Annotated in this window: 16 protein-coding genes; 13 read left to right on the top strand and 3 right to left on the bottom strand. The window is 40.4% G+C overall.

Annotated elements, in window-relative coordinates; translation table 11 throughout:
* Positions 1-64 precede the first annotated feature (64 nt).
* Positions 65-400 (top strand): Rieske (2Fe-2S) protein, encoded by a 336-nt coding sequence (locus BUF13_RS08825; RefSeq protein ID WP_073571406.1) that lies wholly within the window; start codon positions 65-67, stop codon positions 398-400.
* Here the strand turns inward: BUF13_RS08825 and BUF13_RS08820 are convergent.
* Positions 390-2,624 carry a TonB-dependent receptor family protein gene (locus tag BUF13_RS08820; protein ID WP_073571405.1) on the bottom strand — a complete coding sequence of 745 codons (2,235 nt, stop codon included), beginning with the start codon at positions 2,622-2,624 and terminating at the stop codon, positions 390-392. The two genes, BUF13_RS08825 and BUF13_RS08820, sit on opposite strands and share 11 nt — an antisense overlap.
* 210 nt (positions 2,625-2,834) lie before the next feature.
* Here BUF13_RS08820 and BUF13_RS08815 point away from each other — a divergent pair, with 210 nt between their 5' ends.
* The 11 genes from BUF13_RS08815 (at position 2,835) to BUF13_RS08765 (ending at position 16,515) form a co-directional block, all read left to right on the top strand.
* On the top strand, positions 2,835-5,945 hold the full coding sequence (locus BUF13_RS08815) for a PVC-type heme-binding CxxCH protein (RefSeq protein ID WP_073571404.1): 3,111 nt from the start codon (positions 2,835-2,837) through the stop codon (positions 5,943-5,945).
* 62 nt (positions 5,946-6,007) lie between these two features.
* A complete protein-coding gene (locus tag BUF13_RS08810; protein ID WP_073571403.1) occupies positions 6,008-7,192 on the top strand; it encodes an FG-GAP repeat domain-containing protein in 1,185 nt (394 codons plus the stop codon).
* A 166-nt stretch (positions 7,193-7,358) separates the two neighbouring features.
* Complete coding sequence (locus BUF13_RS08805; RefSeq protein ID WP_073571402.1) at positions 7,359-9,410, top strand: alpha-L-fucosidase; 2,052 nt, start codon at positions 7,359-7,361, stop codon at positions 9,408-9,410.
* A 98-nt stretch (positions 9,411-9,508) separates the two neighbouring features.
* On the top strand, positions 9,509-10,069 hold the full coding sequence (locus BUF13_RS08800) for a gluconate 2-dehydrogenase subunit 3 family protein (protein WP_073571401.1): 561 nt from the start codon (positions 9,509-9,511) through the stop codon (positions 10,067-10,069).
* A complete protein-coding gene (locus BUF13_RS08795) occupies positions 10,062-11,771 on the top strand; it encodes a GMC oxidoreductase (protein ID WP_073571400.1) in 1,710 nt (569 codons plus the stop codon). Before BUF13_RS08800 ends, BUF13_RS08795 begins: the two co-directional genes overlap by 8 nt.
* A gap of 337 nt (positions 11,772-12,108) precedes the next feature.
* Positions 12,109-12,630, top strand: coding sequence for a hypothetical protein (locus BUF13_RS08790; protein WP_073571399.1), 522 nt, complete (start codon positions 12,109-12,111; stop codon positions 12,628-12,630).
* Between the two features lie 302 nt (positions 12,631-12,932).
* Positions 12,933-13,466: a hypothetical protein gene (locus tag BUF13_RS08785; protein WP_073571398.1), complete on the top strand. Its 534-nt coding sequence runs from the start codon at positions 12,933-12,935 to the stop codon at positions 13,464-13,466.
* 228 nt (positions 13,467-13,694) lie between these two features.
* Positions 13,695-15,161, top strand: coding sequence for a glycine--tRNA ligase (locus tag BUF13_RS08780; protein WP_073571397.1), 1,467 nt, complete (start codon positions 13,695-13,697; stop codon positions 15,159-15,161).
* A gap of 190 nt (positions 15,162-15,351) precedes the next feature.
* On the top strand, positions 15,352-15,879 hold the full coding sequence (locus BUF13_RS20880; protein WP_073571396.1) for an REP-associated tyrosine transposase: 528 nt from the start codon (positions 15,352-15,354) through the stop codon (positions 15,877-15,879).
* Between the two features lie 119 nt (positions 15,880-15,998).
* Complete coding sequence (locus tag BUF13_RS08770) at positions 15,999-16,238, top strand: ribbon-helix-helix domain-containing protein (protein ID WP_073571395.1); 240 nt, start codon at positions 15,999-16,001, stop codon at positions 16,236-16,238.
* A complete protein-coding gene (locus BUF13_RS08765) occupies positions 16,231-16,515 on the top strand; it encodes a type II toxin-antitoxin system RelE/ParE family toxin (protein ID WP_073571394.1) in 285 nt (94 codons plus the stop codon). Before BUF13_RS08770 ends, BUF13_RS08765 begins: the two co-directional genes overlap by 8 nt.
* Before the next feature lie 88 nt (positions 16,516-16,603).
* Here BUF13_RS08765 and BUF13_RS08760 read toward each other — a convergent pair whose 3' ends face one another.
* Both BUF13_RS08760 and BUF13_RS08755 read right to left on the bottom strand, forming a co-directional pair.
* On the bottom strand, positions 16,604-17,623 hold the full coding sequence (locus tag BUF13_RS08760; protein ID WP_073571393.1) for a glycoside hydrolase family 43 protein: 1,020 nt from the start codon (positions 17,621-17,623) through the stop codon (positions 16,604-16,606).
* A gap of 150 nt (positions 17,624-17,773) precedes the next feature.
* On the bottom strand, positions 17,774-18,751 hold the full coding sequence (locus BUF13_RS08755; RefSeq protein WP_073571392.1) for a hypothetical protein: 978 nt from the start codon (positions 18,749-18,751) through the stop codon (positions 17,774-17,776).
* Between the two features lie 214 nt (positions 18,752-18,965).
* On the opposite strand from BUF13_RS08755, the gene crtD reads away from it, so the two are divergent.
* Entirely contained in the window at positions 18,966-20,441 is a 1,476-nt protein-coding gene (crtD, locus tag BUF13_RS08750; RefSeq protein WP_073571391.1) for a 1-hydroxycarotenoid 3,4-desaturase CrtD, read from the top strand.
* Positions 20,442-20,468 lie beyond the last annotated feature (27 nt).

Below are 20,468 nucleotides of genomic sequence, written 5' to 3'. Positions count from 1 at the left end.
AACAAATACCGAAAAACCAACACTTTATGTGTCGATGGTGGCTTTTCTTAGGTAAAATAGCGCAATGAAAAATTTTATTCTTCCTTTTCCCCAAACCAAGCTTCATGAGATGTTTCCTGAAAAGGAAATCAGACAGGTTGATCTGGATGGTTTGAAAGTAGGAATAACCCGAATTGGGGATGAGTTTTTTGCTTTTGAAAGTACCTGTCCTCACCGAATGACTTCTTTGATTCCTGGAGATATTTCAGAGGAAAAGGAAGTCATTTGTCCACTTCATTCTTACCGATTTGATTTGAAAACCGGAGCCGTAAAAGCAGGGATGTGTAGAGAATTGGAAATTTATCCAGTCGAAATCGTGGAAGAGGGATTGAAAATCTCAATCCCTAAGGTTAGTAATTAAAGGCGACCTTAATTCCTCCATAATAATTTCTAGCTGGAGCTGGTTGATAATACCTTCCCCCGAATGGATTCAGGTCATTGCCCAAAGAATACAATTCATCCAAGAGATTGTCCACACCGCCGAAGATTTCAAAATCCCAGTTTTGGAAAGTGCGGATATATCCCAATCGTGCATTGATCAAATTGAAAGGATCTGAATAAACGGTGTTGGCATCGTTGAGTGGGATTTCTCCAGTGTATTGATGAGTCAGATTCAGATAGATTCCCGGCTGTGTTCTCAGATCTAACCTTGTTACTAAATTGGTTTTTGGCACTCCTGTCAGTTCATTTCCAGAGAAGTCATTGTCTCCCTTTTGATAGTTTTTAAACTCGAAAAACTGCCCAGTAAAGGCTGTTCCCACCAAGAAATCTTTCAAAAATCCATCTCCATTTCTCAAGATTGCATAATCCAGAGAAGCTTCGATTCCCTTTTGATCCGTTGCTCCGGCATTCCGGAATAGCACCACTCCATTTTCATTGGTATAGGTAGTAATCGTCTCCTTCAGTTTTAGATAATAGGCGATCAATTCCACATTGAATTTCTCTTTCCCCATTCTATAACCCACTTCGAAGTTGGTTCCTTTTTCAGCTTCCAAATCCAGATTGACACTTCCTTCATTGGTTCTTACCTCGTCGATTGTTGGTGGGGAAAATCCGCCGCTAACAGATCCATAGACTGAGCTGAAAGTAGAAATGCCATAGTTTAGGGCAAGTCTTGGAACGACAACTGGATCAAATGTGCGGCTGTTTACTCCTGTCGGACCTCCAGAGGCATCGATTTGACGGTCGATTTCATATCCGGAGAAGTTTTCACTCAATCCGACTGTGAATAAGATTTTCTCTGTGAAATTCAACTCTGCCTGTTGGAAAAGAAAACCTTGATAGGCGCGTAGTTTATCAGCAAATCGAACTGTATCAGCGACTCCCGATCTGTTTCCAAAATTCTGGGCATCCGTCCAGCTGTTTTGGTATTCTGCTCCAAAAATCATGCGTAGGGCTTTCCCTCCTAATTGACTTTCATGGGTGAACTTGGTTCTTGCCCCATAGCCAAACCCAAGCTCCTTTTTATAATCCAAAATGAATGGATTTTTGAAATCATTGGTGTTTAGATAGAGAGTCGTGCTATTATGGGTTTTTTCAGAAAAGCGATAAACATGACCCATGGAAAGTAGTAATGCTTTTTGAGCGACAGAACTGTTTTGATCTACTGACCCGGGACGAGCTTGAGTTGGATCTTCAGCCAATTGATCGGCATTGAGACCTCCCGGAATCTGGTAGTTCAAATCCGAAATAAGCATCTGCGTTCGGATTTCCTGCTTTTCTGAAATTGGGAAATAGCCGCCCAATTGGAAGACTTTTCTATCCACAGCAGACTGTTCTCGATAGCCATCTGACTTTTGGCTGACGAAAGAAGCCTCGATTCCTCCATTTCCGATAGCCTGAGTCAATCCGAGTCTATATTTCATCAGTCCATAGCTTCCAGTCAAAAGATCTGTTGAAATCCTATTTGAATTCAAATTAGGCTGACTGAAAAGGGATATTGCTCCGCCATTTCCTGCTCCATAAATACTTCCGGATGGGCCTTTCACGACTTCCGAACTTTTGATGTTGGAAAGATCCAAGAGATTTAAAGCTGTGGTTCCATCAGGAGCGGTGAAGGGAACATCGTTCCAATATACCTTCACATTTCTCACCCCAAATGGGGCTCTCAAGGAACTTCCACGGATAGAAATTCTATAGCTGGCAGGAGCTCTTTCTTCAATTCTTACACCGGCCTTCTGATTGAATGCATTGACCGGAGAAATCTCATTGTATCTGGCGAAATCACGTTCGTTTACTTTGATAATAGCAGCTGATTGCTCCAAAAGTGGTCTTTCTGACTCAAAAGCTGAAACTGTAACCGCGGATAGATTCATGACTTCAGGAATCAATTCTACTTGGTATTCCCCCGCTTCAAACCATTTTTCCAAGTATTCATATCCTTCTTTGGCAAAAGAAATGCGGATTCCATCTCCCGGAATGGCGATTATTCCGCTGGCATTAGTGGTCAGGAATTTTTGATTTTCTGGCCGAACTCTGACATTTTCCAAGGCTTGTCCAGTCACCTGATCTGTGATGTTTAATTGGATTTGGGCTTGGGTCGCTATTGTTATTAAAAAGAATAAAAGGGTCAGGGTGTTTTTCATTCTGGAAAAATACTAGGATTGATGGAGAGTAGGGAGGAAAAGTTGGAGAAAGGTGAGTTTTGAGTTTGATCTTAGGGATTTTGGTTTTTTGATCTAATTAATTCTACCCTTGGACAGGAAGGTCTTGGATTTCAGCATTTAAAGGAATAATTTCTAAGGAATTTGGTTTGAAAAAGCCAGAATTACCAACCCAACCTAACCCATCAATCTATGAAAAATGGCTTGCCATTATTACTGATGCTTTTTTTGATTTTTTCCTGTCAGGCACCTCAGCGAAGTGAGGAAGAGTATGATCCAGATTCTTTTGTGGATCCAGAGCTTTTTAAAGATCATATCAGAGTGACAGATTATCAGACGCCCGAAGAAGAGATGGCTGGTTTTCATTTGCCCCCGGGATTTGAAATCAATCTGTATGCTTCTGAGCCGGATATTACCAAGCCTATCAATATGGAATTTGATGATAAAGGCAGGCTTTGGGTGACCCATTCGATCGAATATCCCTATGAAGCCTCAACTGGCTCAGGAACCGACAAAATCACGATTTTGGAGGATACCAATGGAGATGGCAAAGCGGATAAGTTTATAGATTTTGCCAGTGATCTGAATATTCCAATCGGGATCATGCCTGTCAAAGGAGGTGCAATCGCCTACAGTATTCCCAATATTTATTTTTTTGAAGATCAGGATGGAGATGATCGATATGATGAAAAAAAGGTCTTGTTGGGGCCATTTGGACATGAGGATACCCATGGCATGATCAATAATTTCATGCGCGGTCTGGATGGCTGGATTCATGCATCTCATGGCTTTCGCAATACTTCGCATATCGCCGGAGCAGATGGAGATAGCATTCACATGACTTCCGGCAATACATTCCGATTCAAAATTGATGGAAGCCGAGTGGAGCAGACGACTTATGGAAGAGTGAATCCCTTTGGGTACGCGGTGGATGATTTGGGCTATATCTATTCGGCGGATTGCCACTCTATGCCGATTTATCAGATCATCAACCAAGGGGATTATCCCCACTTCGGAAAGAAGGCCCCAGGATTGGGCTTTGGACCTCAGATGATGGATTATCAGATTGGTTCGACGGCACTCTCTGGACTGGAATATTACAATGGACTGGATTTTCCGGAAGAGTATCGAAATAGCTTTTACTCCGGAGATGTGGTAGCTTGCCGTGTAAGTAGAAATTCCGTGGATTATGTGGGTTCTACCCCACAGGCGATTCGTGAAAAGGACTTTTTGGTCAGTGAAGATCCTTGGTTTAGGCCAGTTGATATCAAAATCGGTCCGGATGGAGCTTTGTATATCGCTGATTTTTACAACCGGATTATCGGCCATTATGAAGTGCCTTTGGATCATCCAGGAAGGGATCGAAAAAGCGGGAGAATTTGGAGGATTACTTACCAAGGGGATGCTGGTGAAAAAGTGGATTGGTCTCAGGCAACAATCGATCAATTGATAGAAGGATTGGGAAGTGAAATTTTTCATCATCGGATGTTGGCCACTGATCGTTTGGTGGATTTTGAAGGAGAAAAGGCCATTGCTCCAATGAAGGCGATTCTGGCTGATCCAAATGCAAAACCTAAGCAAAAAGTACATGCTCTTTGGGCTTTGAAAAGGTTGGATGCCTTGACATTTCCAGAACTACGACATGCCGCTGAAAGCGAAAGTCAGGAAGTCAGAGTTCATACCTATCGAGTGTTGGCAGAGTATCCTGAATTGGATCCGGAAAAAGAAAACTTAGCATTAAATGGACTCCAATATCCAGACCCGCATACTCAAAGAGCTGCTGCGGATGTGCTGGTAAAGCACCCAAGTAAGTTGAATATTCAATTTTTGGTTGCGACAATTTTGAAAACGCCTGAGGCAGACAGCCATTTGAAATATACTTTGCTGATTGGCTTGAGAGATCATCTGAAAAATCCAGAGATTCTTCAAAGCGCAATTGGAAGAGATTGGCAAGATTCAGAAAAGTTGGTACTGATGGATGCAATGACGGATGTACCATCTCGGGTAGCTTCAGAATTTATCTTTTCCAACCTCAAGGAGCTAGAAGTCTCTCATGATCGCATGTTGGGGTATATGGGTCACGTGGGAAGATTTGTGCCAGAAAGCCAATTGGGTCAAGTGATCTCTTTTATTCAGGAAAAATTTGATGGGGATCCAGCCGGTCAATATGCGCTGTATCAAACCATCCAAACTGGAATTGGCCAACGTGGAGGAAATCCTAATTCTCCAGCCATGAAAAAATGGGCTTTGAGCTTTGCGGGAGGTTTCTTGGAAAACCTGGATCAAAAACCAACTCCTGTTGCAGATAAACCTTCGGCCCATGCGGACGAGGAATATGAGTACTTCGAAGAAGTCGCCAGACAGCAGATTTTCGCAGCTCAGTTGGCAAGTGAAAATAAACTGAGTTCCTATGAATCAGGATTGAGAGATCTTTTGGCTGCAGATTGGGCCAAAAATCGTCCTCGTGCCATGGGGGCAAAGGCATTATTGGATATCAATCCCAATGGAAACAAAGAGCAGGTTGAGTCAATTTTGTTGGACTCAGATTCAAACTTGGGTTTAAGGCAAGAAATTGCGAGGAATATTGGAAACTCTAGCTATTCCGGAACTCAGGAAATGCTTTTTGAGGCCTTGCCAACCGCACCTTCTAGCCTTCAGGTTGCCATCGCATCTGTTTTGGTGAATTCCAATCAAGGACGAAATCAATTATTGAAACTGGCTAAGGATGGCGATATCTCTCCGAGAATTCTTTTGGATCGAGGAGTCAATGAGCAATTGTTAGCGAATATGAGTCCGGCACAAACCCGAGACTATGTGGCTTTAACTTCCGGAATGGAGTCGGTTTTAGAAGAAAGGCAACAATTGATTGATGCCCGACTGGCAAGATTTGTTCCCAAACCAGATCTGGAAAACGGAAAAGCTATGTTTATCAATACCTGTACGATTTGCCATCAGATCGAAGGAGATGGAGGGATCATCGGCCCTCAACTGGATGGAATTGGCAACTGGGGAAGAAGAGCTTTGACTGAGAAGATTTTGGACCCCAATCGGAATATTTCCCAGGCTTTTAAAACTTATACGGTCACTCTGAAAGATGGAAAAGTCCAAAGTGGATTATTCCGAAGAGATGAAGGTGAGTTGGAGGTTTATGCAGATGCCAGTGGACAGGAATTCACGGTCTCAAAGGATCTGATTCAGGAAAAGAAAGTGTCCCAATACACGCTGATGCCGGACAGTTTTGGGGAGAGTATTTCCGAAGAAGATTTCGATGATTTAATCGCTTATTTATTAACCCAGAAATAATCTCAGGCCCCCTTGCTTGGTACTTTGTACCTGGGACCTTGTACATTTTCAAACTCAATCAAATGAAGATTCAACGATATATTTTTCTTTTCTCAATAGCCTTGGTCACATCTGTTGTCTGTGAAGCTCAATTGATGGCAGATCGAGATCAAAGTGCGGATATTCCCTTCAAGAAGACAGTGCTTTTTTCAGATTTTGTGTCCGAGGGAGTAGCTATTGGGGATGTGAACCGGGATGGGAAAATTGATGTAATGGCTGGCCCTTATTGGTTTGAGGCACCCAATTGGGAGAGGCATGAAATCTACGAGCCCAAACTTTATGTACCAGAAAAGGAATGGAGTAATTCCATGCTCAACTTTGACCTGGATGTCAATCAAGACGGTTGGGTTGACTTGATTCGGGTGGACTTTCCAGGAAAGGCTGTTTACTGGCATGAGAATCCCCAAGGGAAAGAAGGACATTGGAAAGTTCATATGATCCATGAAACGGTCGGAAATGAGTCTCCCAATTTTGTGGATATAGATGGAGATGGTCGCAAGGATATCTTATGCGGAGATGTAGCCAATAAGCAAATGATCTGGCTCAAAGCGCCGACTTTTCCCGGAGATGAATCTTGGAAAAAATATACCATCAGCCTGCCCGGCACACCTGGTTCTGAGAATTTTTCCCATGGATTGGGCTACTCCGATATGAATGGTGATGAAAACCCAGACGTGATCATCCGTGAAGGTTGGTGGGAAAACCCAGGCAATCCGACTCAGCCTGATTGGACTTGGCACCCTTCAAATTTGGGTGAGCCGCAATCTCATTTGAATGCTTTTGATTTTAATCAGGATGGAGCGACGGATGTGTTTGGAGCTTCAGCTCATGAACGAGGAATTTGGTGGTATGAAAACAAGGGTAATGGATCCAATCAGGAGTTCATTCCCCATTTGCTGACTGAAGAAATGTCGGAAACTCATGCGGTGGCTTTTGAGGATATGAATGGAGATGGGCAAAAGGATTTTGTTACCGGGAAGCGCTTTTACGCTCATATGAGAGAAGGAACCGGTGCTTTGGAACCTTCCTATTTGTATTGGTTTGAATTCGTTCCTGGTGAAAACCCCATTTGGAAAGCTCACCAAATTGATGATGATTCTGGAGTAGGTTTGAATGTGGTGGCTGAAGACATCAATGGAGATGGATTGCGGGATGTAGTGATTGCCAACAAAAAAGGGGTTTTTGTTTTCGAGCAACGGAAAAAATAAATATCGACCAGCTTGAAATTAATTTCATAATTGGGGATCTGGATATTTTTTTATTCCCTGAATGGTGGGGGACTTTTTTCCATTTTTAAATAATTTTAAAAATCTATCCATCACTTGCTTTAAATTTTACTTTAATTTAGGTAAAATGCCCTAAAATTTGGAATACATGAAAAGATATGCTTGGCCTCTATTGGCTTTAGGATTAAGTTATTGCCAGGAAAAGGCTCCTGCACCAGAACCCATTTTACCTGTTCCACATGAGCGCCAGGTTGCTTGGCAGGAATTGGAATTTTATGGTTTCGTTCACTTCAATATGAATACCTTCTCTGATCGGGAATGGGGATTTGGAGATGAAAAACCAGAGCAATTTAATCCTACGGAATTGGATGCAAGACAGTGGGCAAGAATTGCAAAGGAGGCAGGAATGAAGCAACTGATCATTACAGCCAAGCACCATGATGGATTTGTACTTTGGCCTTCTGAATACACAGAGCATTCAGTGAAAAATAGCCCTTGGAGAGATGGAAAGGGTGATTTGGTAAAAGAATTTGTAGATGCCTGTAGAGAATACGGTTTGAAAGTCGGTATTTATTATTCCCCTTGGGACAGAAATCATCCGGACTATGGAAAGCCTGAGTACAGGACCTATATGAAAAATCAGCTAACTGAACTTTTGACCAACTATGGTGAAATCAGTGAAGTTTGGTTTGATGGAGCCAATGGTGGTGACGGTTGGTATGGTGGTGCCAATGAAAGTAGAAAGGTTGATAAGAAATCATACTATCAATGGCCATCTGTCATCGAGTTAGTGAGAGAGCTTCAACCAACCGCCATGATTTTTGGAGATGGCGGTCCAGATGTGAGGTGGATCGGAAATGAGCATGGCTTCGCCTATGAGACTACTTGGTCCAATTTGGAAAGAGATTCTATTTATGCAGGAATGCCTGAATATTCTCAAAAGTGGGCGCCAGGTCAGGAGAATGGAAATTATTGGGTTCCAGGTGAAGCGGACGTAAGTATCCGCCCGGGATGGTATTATCATAAATACGAAGACCATATGGTCAAATCTCTGCCAGACTTGATGGAGATTTTTTATAAAAGTATTGGACAAAACTCTTCCTTGTTGATCAACTTCCCAGTAGATACGAGAGGTTTGATTCATGAAAATGATGAAGCAGCAATCTTGAAAATGGCTGCCAAGGTCAAAGAAGACTTTGCGAATAATTTAGCTCCTCAGGCCTCTATTTCTGCAAGTGCTGACCGTGGCTATGGCTATGAGGCAGAATTGACTACGGATGGCGACTATGAAACCTATTGGACCTTGGAAGATGGAGCTGGTGCAAAAGCTAGTTTGGAATTGGATTTTGGAAAAGAGACCTCTTTCAACCGTCTTCTTTTGCAAGAATATACCACATTGGGTCAGCGAGTGAAAGCTTTTTCATTGGAAAAAGAAGTCAATGGTGCTTGGGAGAAAATCGCAGAAGGAACTACGGTAGGTTACAAGAGAATTTTGAGATTCCCTGATGTGACTGCAGAGAAAATCCGAATCAATTTCGAAGATGGAAAAGGTATTCCGGTGATTTCCGAACTTGGAGTTTACTATGCTCCAAAATTGCTTTTGGCTCCGGATGTGAAAAGAGACAAATCAGGTCTCTTGACTTTGGTATCTCCTGACGAAGGATTGGATATTTATTATACCACGGATGGATCAGCGCCAAGTAATTCTTCTCAGAAATTTTCTGCGCCAATTCAAGTTGATGAAGCCATTACATTACAAACCATCACTTATGATCCTGTTTCAGGAAAAGCTAGTGATCCGAAGCGAGTGGACTTGGATTACCCTAAAGCAAAATGGGAAACTAATGCTGAAAACGGCGAGAAAGCATTGGATGAAAATATCCATTCCTATGTGACTACAAAAAACAATGAGCTGATCGTTGATTTGGGCGAGACATTGGAAATTCAAGGATTTAGCTATTTCCCAATGCAGGCTAGATATCCAAGCGGGCACATTACGAATTATGCATTTGCAGTGAGTCAGGATGGAAAATCGTGGAAAGAAGTAGCAAGCGGTGAGTTTTCAAATGTGGTCAATAGCCCGATTGAGCAGAAAGTCCGTTTTGATAGTACCCCAGCCAAATGGATCAAAATCAAAGCTGTTAAAACGGCAGATGGAAATCCGGCAACCTTGGCAGAATTGGGAGTTTTAACCAAATAAAATACTGTTAGATTGAATTGATCGAGGAAAATGGGTTTTTGAGGAAAAATATCCCTACTTTCTCGGTCAATTTGCTAATAAACCCCCACCAATTACCTATGAACAGACGTCATGCCTTGCGGCATATCGCTTTAATCTCAGGAGGACTTGCCCTGATTCCTTCCTGTGATTTCAGTAGCGATGATATTCTTGCCGCTTATGAGAAATTAAAAGTTACTGCTTCCCAAAAAGAACTCTTGGGAGTAGTTTCCAATACAATAATTCCTTCTGGAGAAATCAAAGGAGCTTTAGATATAGCCGTGCCCGATTTTATTTTGGTGATGGTCAATGATTGCTACACCGAAGAAGCCCAAGGGAAATTTGTTAATGGACTAAAAGCATTCCCTGAATTTGCAGGATCTGGTTTTGCTGGACTTTCTGTGAAAGAAAGAGAGGCTAAAATTCAGGAAGGACTTTCCTTGGAAGGAGATGATTCAGAAGCCGGACAAAAGCAAAAGGATATCGCATTTTTCCTAAACAATACGAAGAGATTGACTATTCAAGGCTATATGGCTTCCGAGTATATCCAAACAGAAGTTATCCCTTATTCTTTAATTCCTGGTCCTTACAATGGGGCTGTATTGATCTCCGACATCCAAAAACCTCGCATCAATGGCTAACCTGAACATTCGCAACAAACAAGAAAGAACCTATGAAGCCATAGTAATCGGCTCCGGAATCAGTGGAGGATGGGCAGCGAAAGAACTTTGTGACTTAGGTGTCAAAACTTTGATGTTGGAGCGAGGCCGAAATGTAGAGCATGTCAAAGATTATCCGACTACGAATATGCTTCCATATGAGTTTGAGCATCGAGGTCAGATTCCTGAGGATATCAAAAAGGACAATCCAGTAGTCAGTCGCTGCTATGCGTTCCGGGAAGATGCTATGCATTTTTTCGTGAAAGATCAGGAGCATCCTTACGTTCAGGAGAAACCATTTGACTGGATTCGTGGCTATCAGGTAGGAGGAAAATCCCTGCTTTGGGCTCGTCAGGTACAAAGATGGTCTGATTTGGATTTTGAAGGACCTGCACGAGATGGCTTTGCTGTCGATTGGCCAATTAGATACAAGGATCTGGAAAAGTGGTACAGCCACGTGGAGAAGTTTGCCGGAGTTTCCGGTTTCAAAGATGGAATCGATGTGCTTCCTGATGGTGAGTTTTTGCCTGGTTATGATCTGAATATCGTTGAAAAGCACTTTGCGGATCAATTGAAGAAGCATTATGGAGGAGACAGACATTTGATTTCTGCCAGATGCGCGCACATCCATGGCAATGTGGATTTCTATGCGCAGCAAGGCCGAACCATGTGCCAAAACAGAAACCTTTGCCAAAGAGGTTGTCCTTTTGGTGGCTATTTTAGCTCCAATTCATCGACCATTCCTTGGGCTTTGAAAACGGGGAACTTGACCCTCAGACCGGATGCAGTGGTCGAGTCCATCATCTATGATGATGAAAAAGGAAAGGCTACGGGTGTCAGAGTCATCGATAGACTGACCAAAGAAGTGGAGGAATTCTATGCAGATGTTATTTTCTTAAATGCAGCGGCTCTAAACTCCAACTTGGTCTTGATGAACTCCACTTCCAACCGATTCCCGAATGGCCTGGGCAATGACAGTGGTCTTTTGGGTAAGTATGTTGCTTTCCATAACTACAGAGCGCAGGTTTCAGGAATTCATGAAGGACATTCAGAATACACCACATCTGGAGGAAGACCGACTAGCGGCTATTTCCCAAGATTTAGAAATGTCCACAAGCAAGAAACAGACTTCTTGAGAGGATATGCAGCAGGATTTTCTGCAAGCCGCGGCGTCAGGCCAAATACCGAAGGGTTGGGAATGGACCTGAAAAACAATTTGCTGAATCCGGATCAGGATGGACCTTGGTATGTGGGATCACATATGATGGGTGAGACCATTCCAAAGGAGAGCAACTATGTGAAGCTGGATCCAACTCAAAAAGATGAGTGGGGAATGCCATTATTGAGCATCAATATCGATTATGATGACAATGATGAGAAAATGATCAAGGACTATCAGGAGCAAATGTCTGATATGTTTGAGAAGGCAGGATTTACCAACATCCGAGTGAATGACGATCATCGACGTCCGGGATTGGATATCCATGAAATGGGAGGAGTAAGAATGGGGAAAGATCCGAAAACCTCTTTGTTGAATGCCAATCATCAATTGCATGCAGTACCTAATGTCTATGTGACAGATGGAGCATCCATGACTTCAACTTCAACTCAAAATCCTTCTTTGACATATATGGCTTTTGCTGCTAGAGCTGCCCATCACGCGGTAGCGGAAAGCAAAAAATAAATCAGAAATATTAAGTCTGAAATCTAAAAATCCCGCTTCGAGAGAGGTGGGATTTTTTTATGATTATTGGTTAAGGTTCTGTAATGCAGGGGATTAAAAAATGTTTTAAAGCACAATAATTTTCTCAATATATAATTAAATCGATTATTTTTTGGATTTTGTTGCTTATGTATAGATAAGAACATAGTTTTGCGAAAAAATTAATAATAAACCCAAAATTTTATGAGAATTAAGAGTACCCCCCCCCCCCACTATGTAGCCTTTAGGAGGTTTAAAAAACATTCGTTTTTAGGAAGCTTTCTATTTTTGATGATTAACGAGAAAACTAATAACAGCTATGCTAAAGGGTTGGATTGTAACTAATTTGATTATTTTTTTCGTGGGGAATTGTTTTGAATACGACCTGCTTAATCAAATGCTTGATGGACTGAAAAGCAAGACTGTTTCTACTACAGCTCTTAGTTTTAAAGAAGAAGGATTTACGAATTTTAATGAATTTTCAATGGCATTTGAATCAGATTTTCTATTTGGAAACGAGAAATTTAATCTGGATAGTTTATTTGATGAACATCAAAAATTGAATTTTGAAAAGAAACTTAAAGAGCAAGGTCCATTATCATTTGAAACAAAGAAAGTTGTTAATAAACAAGCATTGATTAGTCCTGGTGAAGATCATAATATTTTGTATCAATTTTCCTACCCCTTAATTCAAAGAGGGAAAAAAGATATTCTATATGGATTTGTTTTGGTAAGGACTATAGGCCCTTTCGGAGAAAGTGGAGATGAAACTTTAAAACTATTTAGACTATTTGAAGGAAAATGGGTTGAAATTCATAAAGCTACAGTTAGTATTATTTAGAGACATGTAGGTTCCTTTTATAGCTCTTTGAATTATTCAAAGAGCTATTTTTAGATACTGAACGAATCGGTATTAAAGTTAAATTTTACCGATTCGGAGATGGAACTATACAAATAAGCACTGGACTATGTTGTCCTAAGTTTGATTCAATTAAGTTGGTCGATTCGATAATCCATATATATATATAATAACCTATTAATCGGAGTGGTATGATTGAAATTATGTTTTCGAAGAGAGAGTTAGCTCTCAATCCGAAAGACTTAGAATTCAAAATATAATAAATAAGGAAACTTTCAATACTTATGCTAAAGGTAAACCTCATATTCAGATCAATTATTCTTTTTGCCTTAATTATTTCTTCTAAAAGTGTCTTTGCTCAAGATTTAGAGTATTCATTGATAGATCAATTGCTTAAAGAAAGAAATACTTGTGAGGTAAATAGAAAATTTCTGTCCTGGAGCTCTCAGGGCTTTGAAAGTTATAAGGATTTAGACCCTAAGCAAGTTGAATATTCGGATCTATTCGCCCTAAATAGAAATCTAGATTTGGATAGTTTATTAGGGGAGGATAATGCGAAATCAAAAATTGAGCTTGAACTAAAGGATGATAAGGCTTCAAAAATCATAAAAAGTAAGATTAGTTCGCAAATTAAGAAAGGAAAAGGCAAGTCTACTATCCTGTATTTTACAAAGCCAATTGTAATTTCTAATGAAGAGAATGACAAGTTTGCTTTAATAGTGGAGTCTTTTGGAGGCGAAACAAATTACTTGATTTATTCACTCGACGATACAGGGCAATGGAAAAAAATCCATAAGACTATGATTTCGATCGAATAGACTGAAATAAAAATAGATAAGTAAAATCCCACTTCTAAGGAGGTGGGATTTTTTATTAAGAACCTGTGAAAATCAGTGTGTTTTTCTATTTAGATATGTGGGAAAATATTGAATCTATTCACTTCAAACTGAATACTTAATCCATTTACTACCTGATTTTGCTTTTCAAAGGCTTGATTTTCCATTTCTCTTCCTGCAAATCAATTTGTTTCTTTATTTTTGCGCCCTATGGCAAAGACAGCGAACCAGGCGGAAAACGCCCAATTGAAAGATATTATTTCCCATGCCAAAGAGTATGGTTTTGTATACCCAAGTTCTGAAATCTATGATGGCCTGCAGGCAGTCTATGATTATGGTGCTTATGGGGTTGAGTTGAAAAACAACCTGAAGCGTCTATGGTGGGAAACCATGACTCGTCTTCATGGCAATATCGTGGGGATTGATGCAGCGATTTTTATGCATCCGACTACTTGGAAAGCTTCCGGACACGTGGATTCTTTCAATGATCCTATGATTGACAACAAAGACAGCAAAAAGCGTTATCGCGCTGATGTGTTAGTTGAGGAGCATGCTGCCAAATTGGAAAATGAAGGAAAAGAAGACGAGGCAAAGGCATTGACTGCGGCTTTGGCAAGATTGCTGGAAGCGGAAGACTTGGCAGGGGTTCGTGATTTGATCGTGAATACCGGTATCGCTTGTCCGATCAGTGGTACTACCAATTGGACGGATGTTCGTCAGTTCAATTTGATGTTCTCTACTCAAGTGGGTTCGGTGGCAGAGGATGCTTCCACTATCTATTTGCGTCCAGAGACAGCTCAGGGGATTTTCGTCAACTTCCTGAATGTTCAGAAAACTGCCAGAATGAAAGTTCCTTTTGGGATTGCCCAGATTGGTAAAGCTTTCAGAAACGAGATCGTTGCCCGTCAGTTTATCTTCCGTATGCGTGAATTTGAGCAGATGGAAATGCAATTCTTTGTACGTCCTGGTTCCGAATTGGAATGGTACAAGCAATGGGCTGAAACCCGTATGAACTGGCATTTGGCTTTGGGTACGCCGGCTGAAAAATTGAGAAAGCATGACCATGAGAAGCTGGCTCACTATGCCAATGCTGCCATGGATATCGAATATGAATTCCCTTTCGGTTTCAAAGAAGTGGAAGGGATTCACTCTAGAACTGATTTCGATTTGAAATCCCACCAGGAATTCTCCAAGAAGAAGCAACAATACTTCGATCCGGAAATCAACAAGAACTATATTCCTTATGTGATTGAGACTTCAATTGGTGCAGATCGTTTGTTCCTGTTGACCCTTTGTAATGCCTTCACTGAAGAAAAAACTGAAGAGAAGAGCAGAACCTATTTGAAATTCCATCCGGCTATTGCTCCAGTGAAAGCTGCTATCCTTCCTATTACCAAGAAAGATGGCCTGCCAGAGAAAGCTCAGGAAATCGTGGAAATGTTGAAGTATGATTTCAACATCATCTATGAAGATGCTGCTTCAATTGGGAAGAGATATACCCGTCAGGATTTGATCGGAACACCTTTCTGTATTGCAGTGGATCATCAGACTTTGGAGGACAATACTGTTACTATCCGACATAGAGATACCACCGAGCAAGAAAGAGTTTCCATCTCTGAATTGCATGGCAAAATCGCTGAGGCAACCAGCTTCAGAAGAATTTTCGAAAAGATATAATCTCGGAAATTGAATGTCCGAATCCTAAAAAAGCCTTGAGAAATTAATTCTCAAGGCTTTTTTGATTTATTTCGCCCAGTTCTATGCCGCCCGGCTTCGTGTCCTCACGAAGCCTTTTATATATCCTTTGTTATTCGGAATTCCGAAGCTTGATTGTAGGATTAATAATCCTATATACCTAAATTATTAAGTGGTATTTGCGTATCAAATTAAAGACCAAGGTGCGGTTCATTTTGTGACGTTTACGGTACATCAATGGGTCGATGTTTTTACCAGAGATTTGTATAGAGAAAAGCTTATAGAAAGTCTCAAGTATTGCCAAAACCATAAAGGTTTGGAGATCTATTGTTGGGTTTTAATGACTAACCATTGTCATTTAATTCTACGGGCTAGGGATGAAAATCTGAGTGATATAATCCGAGACTTTAAAAAATTCACCTCAAAAAATATTTTTCAATCTATTGAAAGTAACTTGAAGGAAAGCCGAAAAGATTGGATTTGTAGCATGTTAAGCTACGATGATAGAATTTGGTTTTGGGAAGAAGGATATTATGGGCAAGAGGTGTATAGTTTGGAGTTTTTTAATCAAAAATCTAATTACATTCACCTTAATCCTGTGAGAGGTGGGCTTGTTGAAAAGGAAGAGGAATACTTATGGAGCAGTGCTTGTGATTTTCATGGCGTTAGAAAAGGGAAGTTGGAACTCGTTCCATTTTGAATATTTAGTTGCGGATTTTAAATCCTATGGTATAACCTCGGAATTGCAAATTCCGAGGAACTCAAGAAATTTCAGTTTTGATACGTATTTGGTGTATATTTACATCAAACGAAATTGCTATGACTAGACAAAGTATCACTTTGACAAAGCCAAATGATGAATGGCTAAAATCCCAAGTGGATAAAGAGGAGTATTCCAGCAAAAGTGAATTGGTCAATGATTTGATTCGCCAGGCCAGGAAGCAGCAGGTAGAAATTGATTGGATCCGAGAAAAGTTAGAAAAAGCCGAATCAAGTGGGTTTACAGCTGAGAGTAAAGAAGAGATTTTGGCTCAATCAAAGGCAATGCTAAATGGCTGAATATCGCTTAAGCAATGCTGCCAAGGCTGACTTGATTCGTATTCATCATTATGGTGTCCAGCGATTTGGAATGGCTCAGGCTGACAAATATTTCAATTCATTTTTTCAATATTTCGACATTATTGCCCAAAGGCCTTATTCCTTCGAGTCTGTCGATTTTGTAAAAGAAGGATATAGGCGATGCGTTTGTGGATCAGACAGTATCTACTTTAGAATTGAAAATGGGATTGTCGAAATCATGGCCATTATTGGAAGGCAAGATTTGAATTCCATTTGATAGATTTTCAAATCCGTCTGGTTTCGTGTCCTCACGAAAGCTCCTATTATACGTACTTTTCAGCTTTCAAGCTTTATCCTTCTGAATATCAATCAATTGGATTCGCTGCCACTCCTTCAAAGGTCATTACAATAGGCTTGATGGTTCCATCTTCATTGAATTCTATCACATCGATACAAGTCACTCGATGATCTCTGTCCTCGTTTGGAATCGGTCTTCTATGGTAGATCATATACCACTCGTCTGAATTAGGTTTTTGGATCACTGAATTGTGTCCTGCTCCGGTTGCGATGCTATCTCTTTCTAGGATTGTTCCCACTCTTTCAAATGGTCCTGTTGGAGAATCAGACATGGCATAAGCCACTTTGTAGCTTTCATTCGTCCAGCCACCTTCAGACCACATTAGATAGTAAGTTCCATTTCTCAAAAACATAAAAGGACCTTCTACATAGCCTTCTGGAGTGATTTCATGAAAAAGCTCACCATCTTCCCAAGGTTCGAATCCGGTGAAGTCTGCATTCAATTTTCCAAGATTACAGTGTCCCCAACCTCCGTAAAAGAAGTAATGGGTTCCATCCACATCTTTGAATACAAACTGGTCGATCGGTTGGGCGCCATTGTAAAATTCAGAAAGTAAAGGCTCTCCTAAATAGTCCTTGAATGGTCCTCCTGGATTGTCCGCAACAGCGATACCTATTCCTCCAAAGTGGTTGATGTCGTTATTCGGATCGTAGCCCGGACGCTGCGGAGTTTGGATATCATTGGCAGAAAAGAAGAGGAAGTATTTTCCGTCCTTTTCAATTGCCGCCGGAGCCCACATGGCTTGTCTGGCCCATTTGATGGCTGCGGTATCTAGGATATTTGCATGCTTCTCCCAGGTCACTAAGTCTTTGGAAGAAAATGCATCGAAGTGTAATTGTTCCTTGTATTTCGCTGAAAAAGTCGGGTAAACCCAATATTCATCACCGAAGACGATCCCTTCCGGGTCAGCATACCAACCTTCGAAAATTGGATTGCCGGAAAGCTGAGGTGCTTCTTCTTTCGTTTCAGTTTTAGTGGAGCAAGCGAGAGCTAAAAGTGAAAGCCCCCATAGAAAATGCTTTTTCATCAAATAGAGAATTGGTTTGAATCTTTAAAAATATAAAAACCAACCTGCTAGAAATAAAGCTTTTTCTGGACGGAAAAAATTCGGTGTGGGTAGAAAAAGAAACCACCCCTGAATTTGGGTTCAGGGGTGGTTGAATATTTTAATCTTTAATTATTCAGGGCAGTCAATAGAAATAGGACCGCCAAGCCTATTTCCTTTCGATTTTACATTAAAAGTGGATACAATAATTGCCTTCTTAACTTTTTTACCATCTTCATCATTGAGTGAACAATTTGGTAAAAATCCTAATTTGAAAGTATAAGGAACGCAGGCATCAATTTGACCATCCCATCTTAAAACATTTTCATCATCTTCACCTTCACCTTTATAAGTTCTTCCATCTAATGCCTTAAATCCAGAAATCTGTGGAACTGTAAGTTGAACTTCCCATGAATTCTCATCATCTAAAATTTCTGTGTCGCTTGTAAAATGAAACTCATATATATAATATCCATCTTCATCAATCTCGATGAACTTTTTATCGAATGATAGGGTGCATTCTTCCTCTGGAACTTCACAAACTGGAAGAAGGTCATAAGATGTATTAAATAATAGATACTGACCATCACCAATCCCAGAACTATTTACCCGTTTTACTTCAATTTTGTCAGTAACCTCATCGCAAGCGAACCAATCCACATTATATTCGCCTAATGGAACAGAATGAATTAATGGCTCAGCAGAAGGCTGATTACTTGCATAAATATCCACATCATTGATTGTTACTTTTTTTATTTTGTCTCCTGTAGAACTAGTAAAAGAATAATTCAAATGTGTTGGAGTGTTAAAGATCTCTACAGTAATATCTCCTTGGTTAGAGGTGAAAGAGCTAGTAGTTGATTGAACATACCATGTGATAGGATCATCGGTAATACAGTCATCTACTGTTCTATCCTCACATTCAATATATTCTTTTAAATTAAGTCCTATTACAGAACCAAAAGGACTCAAAGTGAATCCCTCCTTGTCTGCTCTGGCTTGTTCCAAAGCAAGATCTTCATTTTCATAGCTAGCCATCTGGCTACAAGAAGCTAAAAGCAAGCCTGAGATTGCCAATCCCAAAAAGCTTGAAGTAAAAGTTTTTTTCATAGTGTCGGATTTTATTAATCAATATTAAATGTTTTTCAAATACAAAAAAATGGTTTTGAAATAATAATTTCTAAAAATGTTACAAGTGGATATTTTATTAGTTAAAACTGTATTCCTTTAATTTATAGAGACATTGGAATATTTATCTGAACAATAGGCTCGGGTTTATTGTCTAATTCTTTCACCTTACTTTAGCTTATCTTTTTTTAGAAAAATGGGAAAAACTGCATTGATCATCGGTTCAGGAATTGCAGGAATAGCTGCCTCTATTCGCCTTGCCGTGAAGGGCTATCAAGTTGAAGTTTTTGAAGCCAATTCCTTTCCTGGAGGGAAACTGTCTGAAATCCGAAAAGGAAAATATCGATACGATGCAGGACCATCACTTTTTACTTTGCCCGAGCAAGTGGAGGAATTATTTCATTTGGCAGGAAAGAAAGCAAAGGACCATTTTGACTACCAAAAGCTGGATGTGACTTGTCATTATTTTTGGGAGGATGGAAAAAGAATTCAGGCTTGGGCTGATATCAATCGTTTCGCAGAGGAGGTGGAGACTAAATTGGGAGAACCGGCTGGAAATATTCGAAAGGCTCTAAAAGATTCCTCTTTTATCTATAAGCACTTGGCTCCACTTTTTATGCATAAATCTCTCCATCAGCTGAGTACCTGGACCGGAACAGATGCATTGAAATCCTATGGAAAAATGGGAAAGCTTGGCATTTTTTCCACCATGAACCAAGCCAATGAAAAGCTATTTGAAAATCCAAAATTGGTTCAGCTTTTCAATCGCTATGCGACATATAATGGTTCTGATCCCTATCAGACTCCTGCTACATTGAATATCATTCCTCATTTGGAGTTCAATATTGGCGCTTATTTTCCAAAGAAAGGAATGCATGATATTACGCTTAGCCTCTTTCAACTCAGCAAAGATTTAGGAGTAGCCTATCATTTCAATTCAAAGGTCGAGGAGGTAATCGTTGAGAATGGAAAAGCCGTTGGAGTTATGGTTAGTGGGAAAAAGTATCAGGCTGATCTAGTCGTGAATAATATGGATATGGTCAATGCCTATAAGACCATTTTGAAGAAACAAAAGCAACCCAAACTTCTCCTCAATCAACCCAAGTCCAGCTCTGCCTTGATTTTTTACTGGGGAATCAAGAAAGAGTTTAAAGAGTTAGGCCTTCACAATATTCTGTTTTCAGAAGATTATAAGGCAGAGTTTGAGTACATTTTTCAGAAAGGCTCAATATATCATGATCCCACTGTCTATATCAATATCACTTCTGTTTGTAAGCCGGATGATGCTCCAGAAGGATGCATGAATTGGTTTACCATGATCAATGTTCCCAATAATCAGGGACAGGAATGGGACAAGTTGATTGCAGAAGCGAGGGAAAATATGATTGCCAAAATCAATCGAGTTCTAAAGACCAACTTAGAATCCTTAATTGAAGTCGAGGAGATTTTGGATCCTAGATTGATTGAAATCAAGACTTCCAGTGCTCAGGGGGCCTTGTATGGCAATAGCTCTAATAATAAGTTCGCTGCATTTTTGAGACATGCGAATTATTCTTCCTCGATCAAAAACCTGTATTTCTGTGGAGGCTCTGTTCACCCTGGCGGAGGTATTCCCCTTTCTTTGCTTTCTGCGAAGATTATGAGTGATTTTATTCCAAAATTGGAAGATTAGGCCCTGAGTCTAATTCTTGCCCTTCTT

The organism is Algoriphagus zhangzhouensis, from assembly GCF_900148515.1.
Lineage (GTDB): Bacteria > Bacteroidota > Bacteroidia > Cytophagales > Cyclobacteriaceae > Algoriphagus > Algoriphagus zhangzhouensis.
Note: the sequence above shows the minus strand (reverse complement) of the source record. Positions and strands in the feature narration are given on the sequence as shown.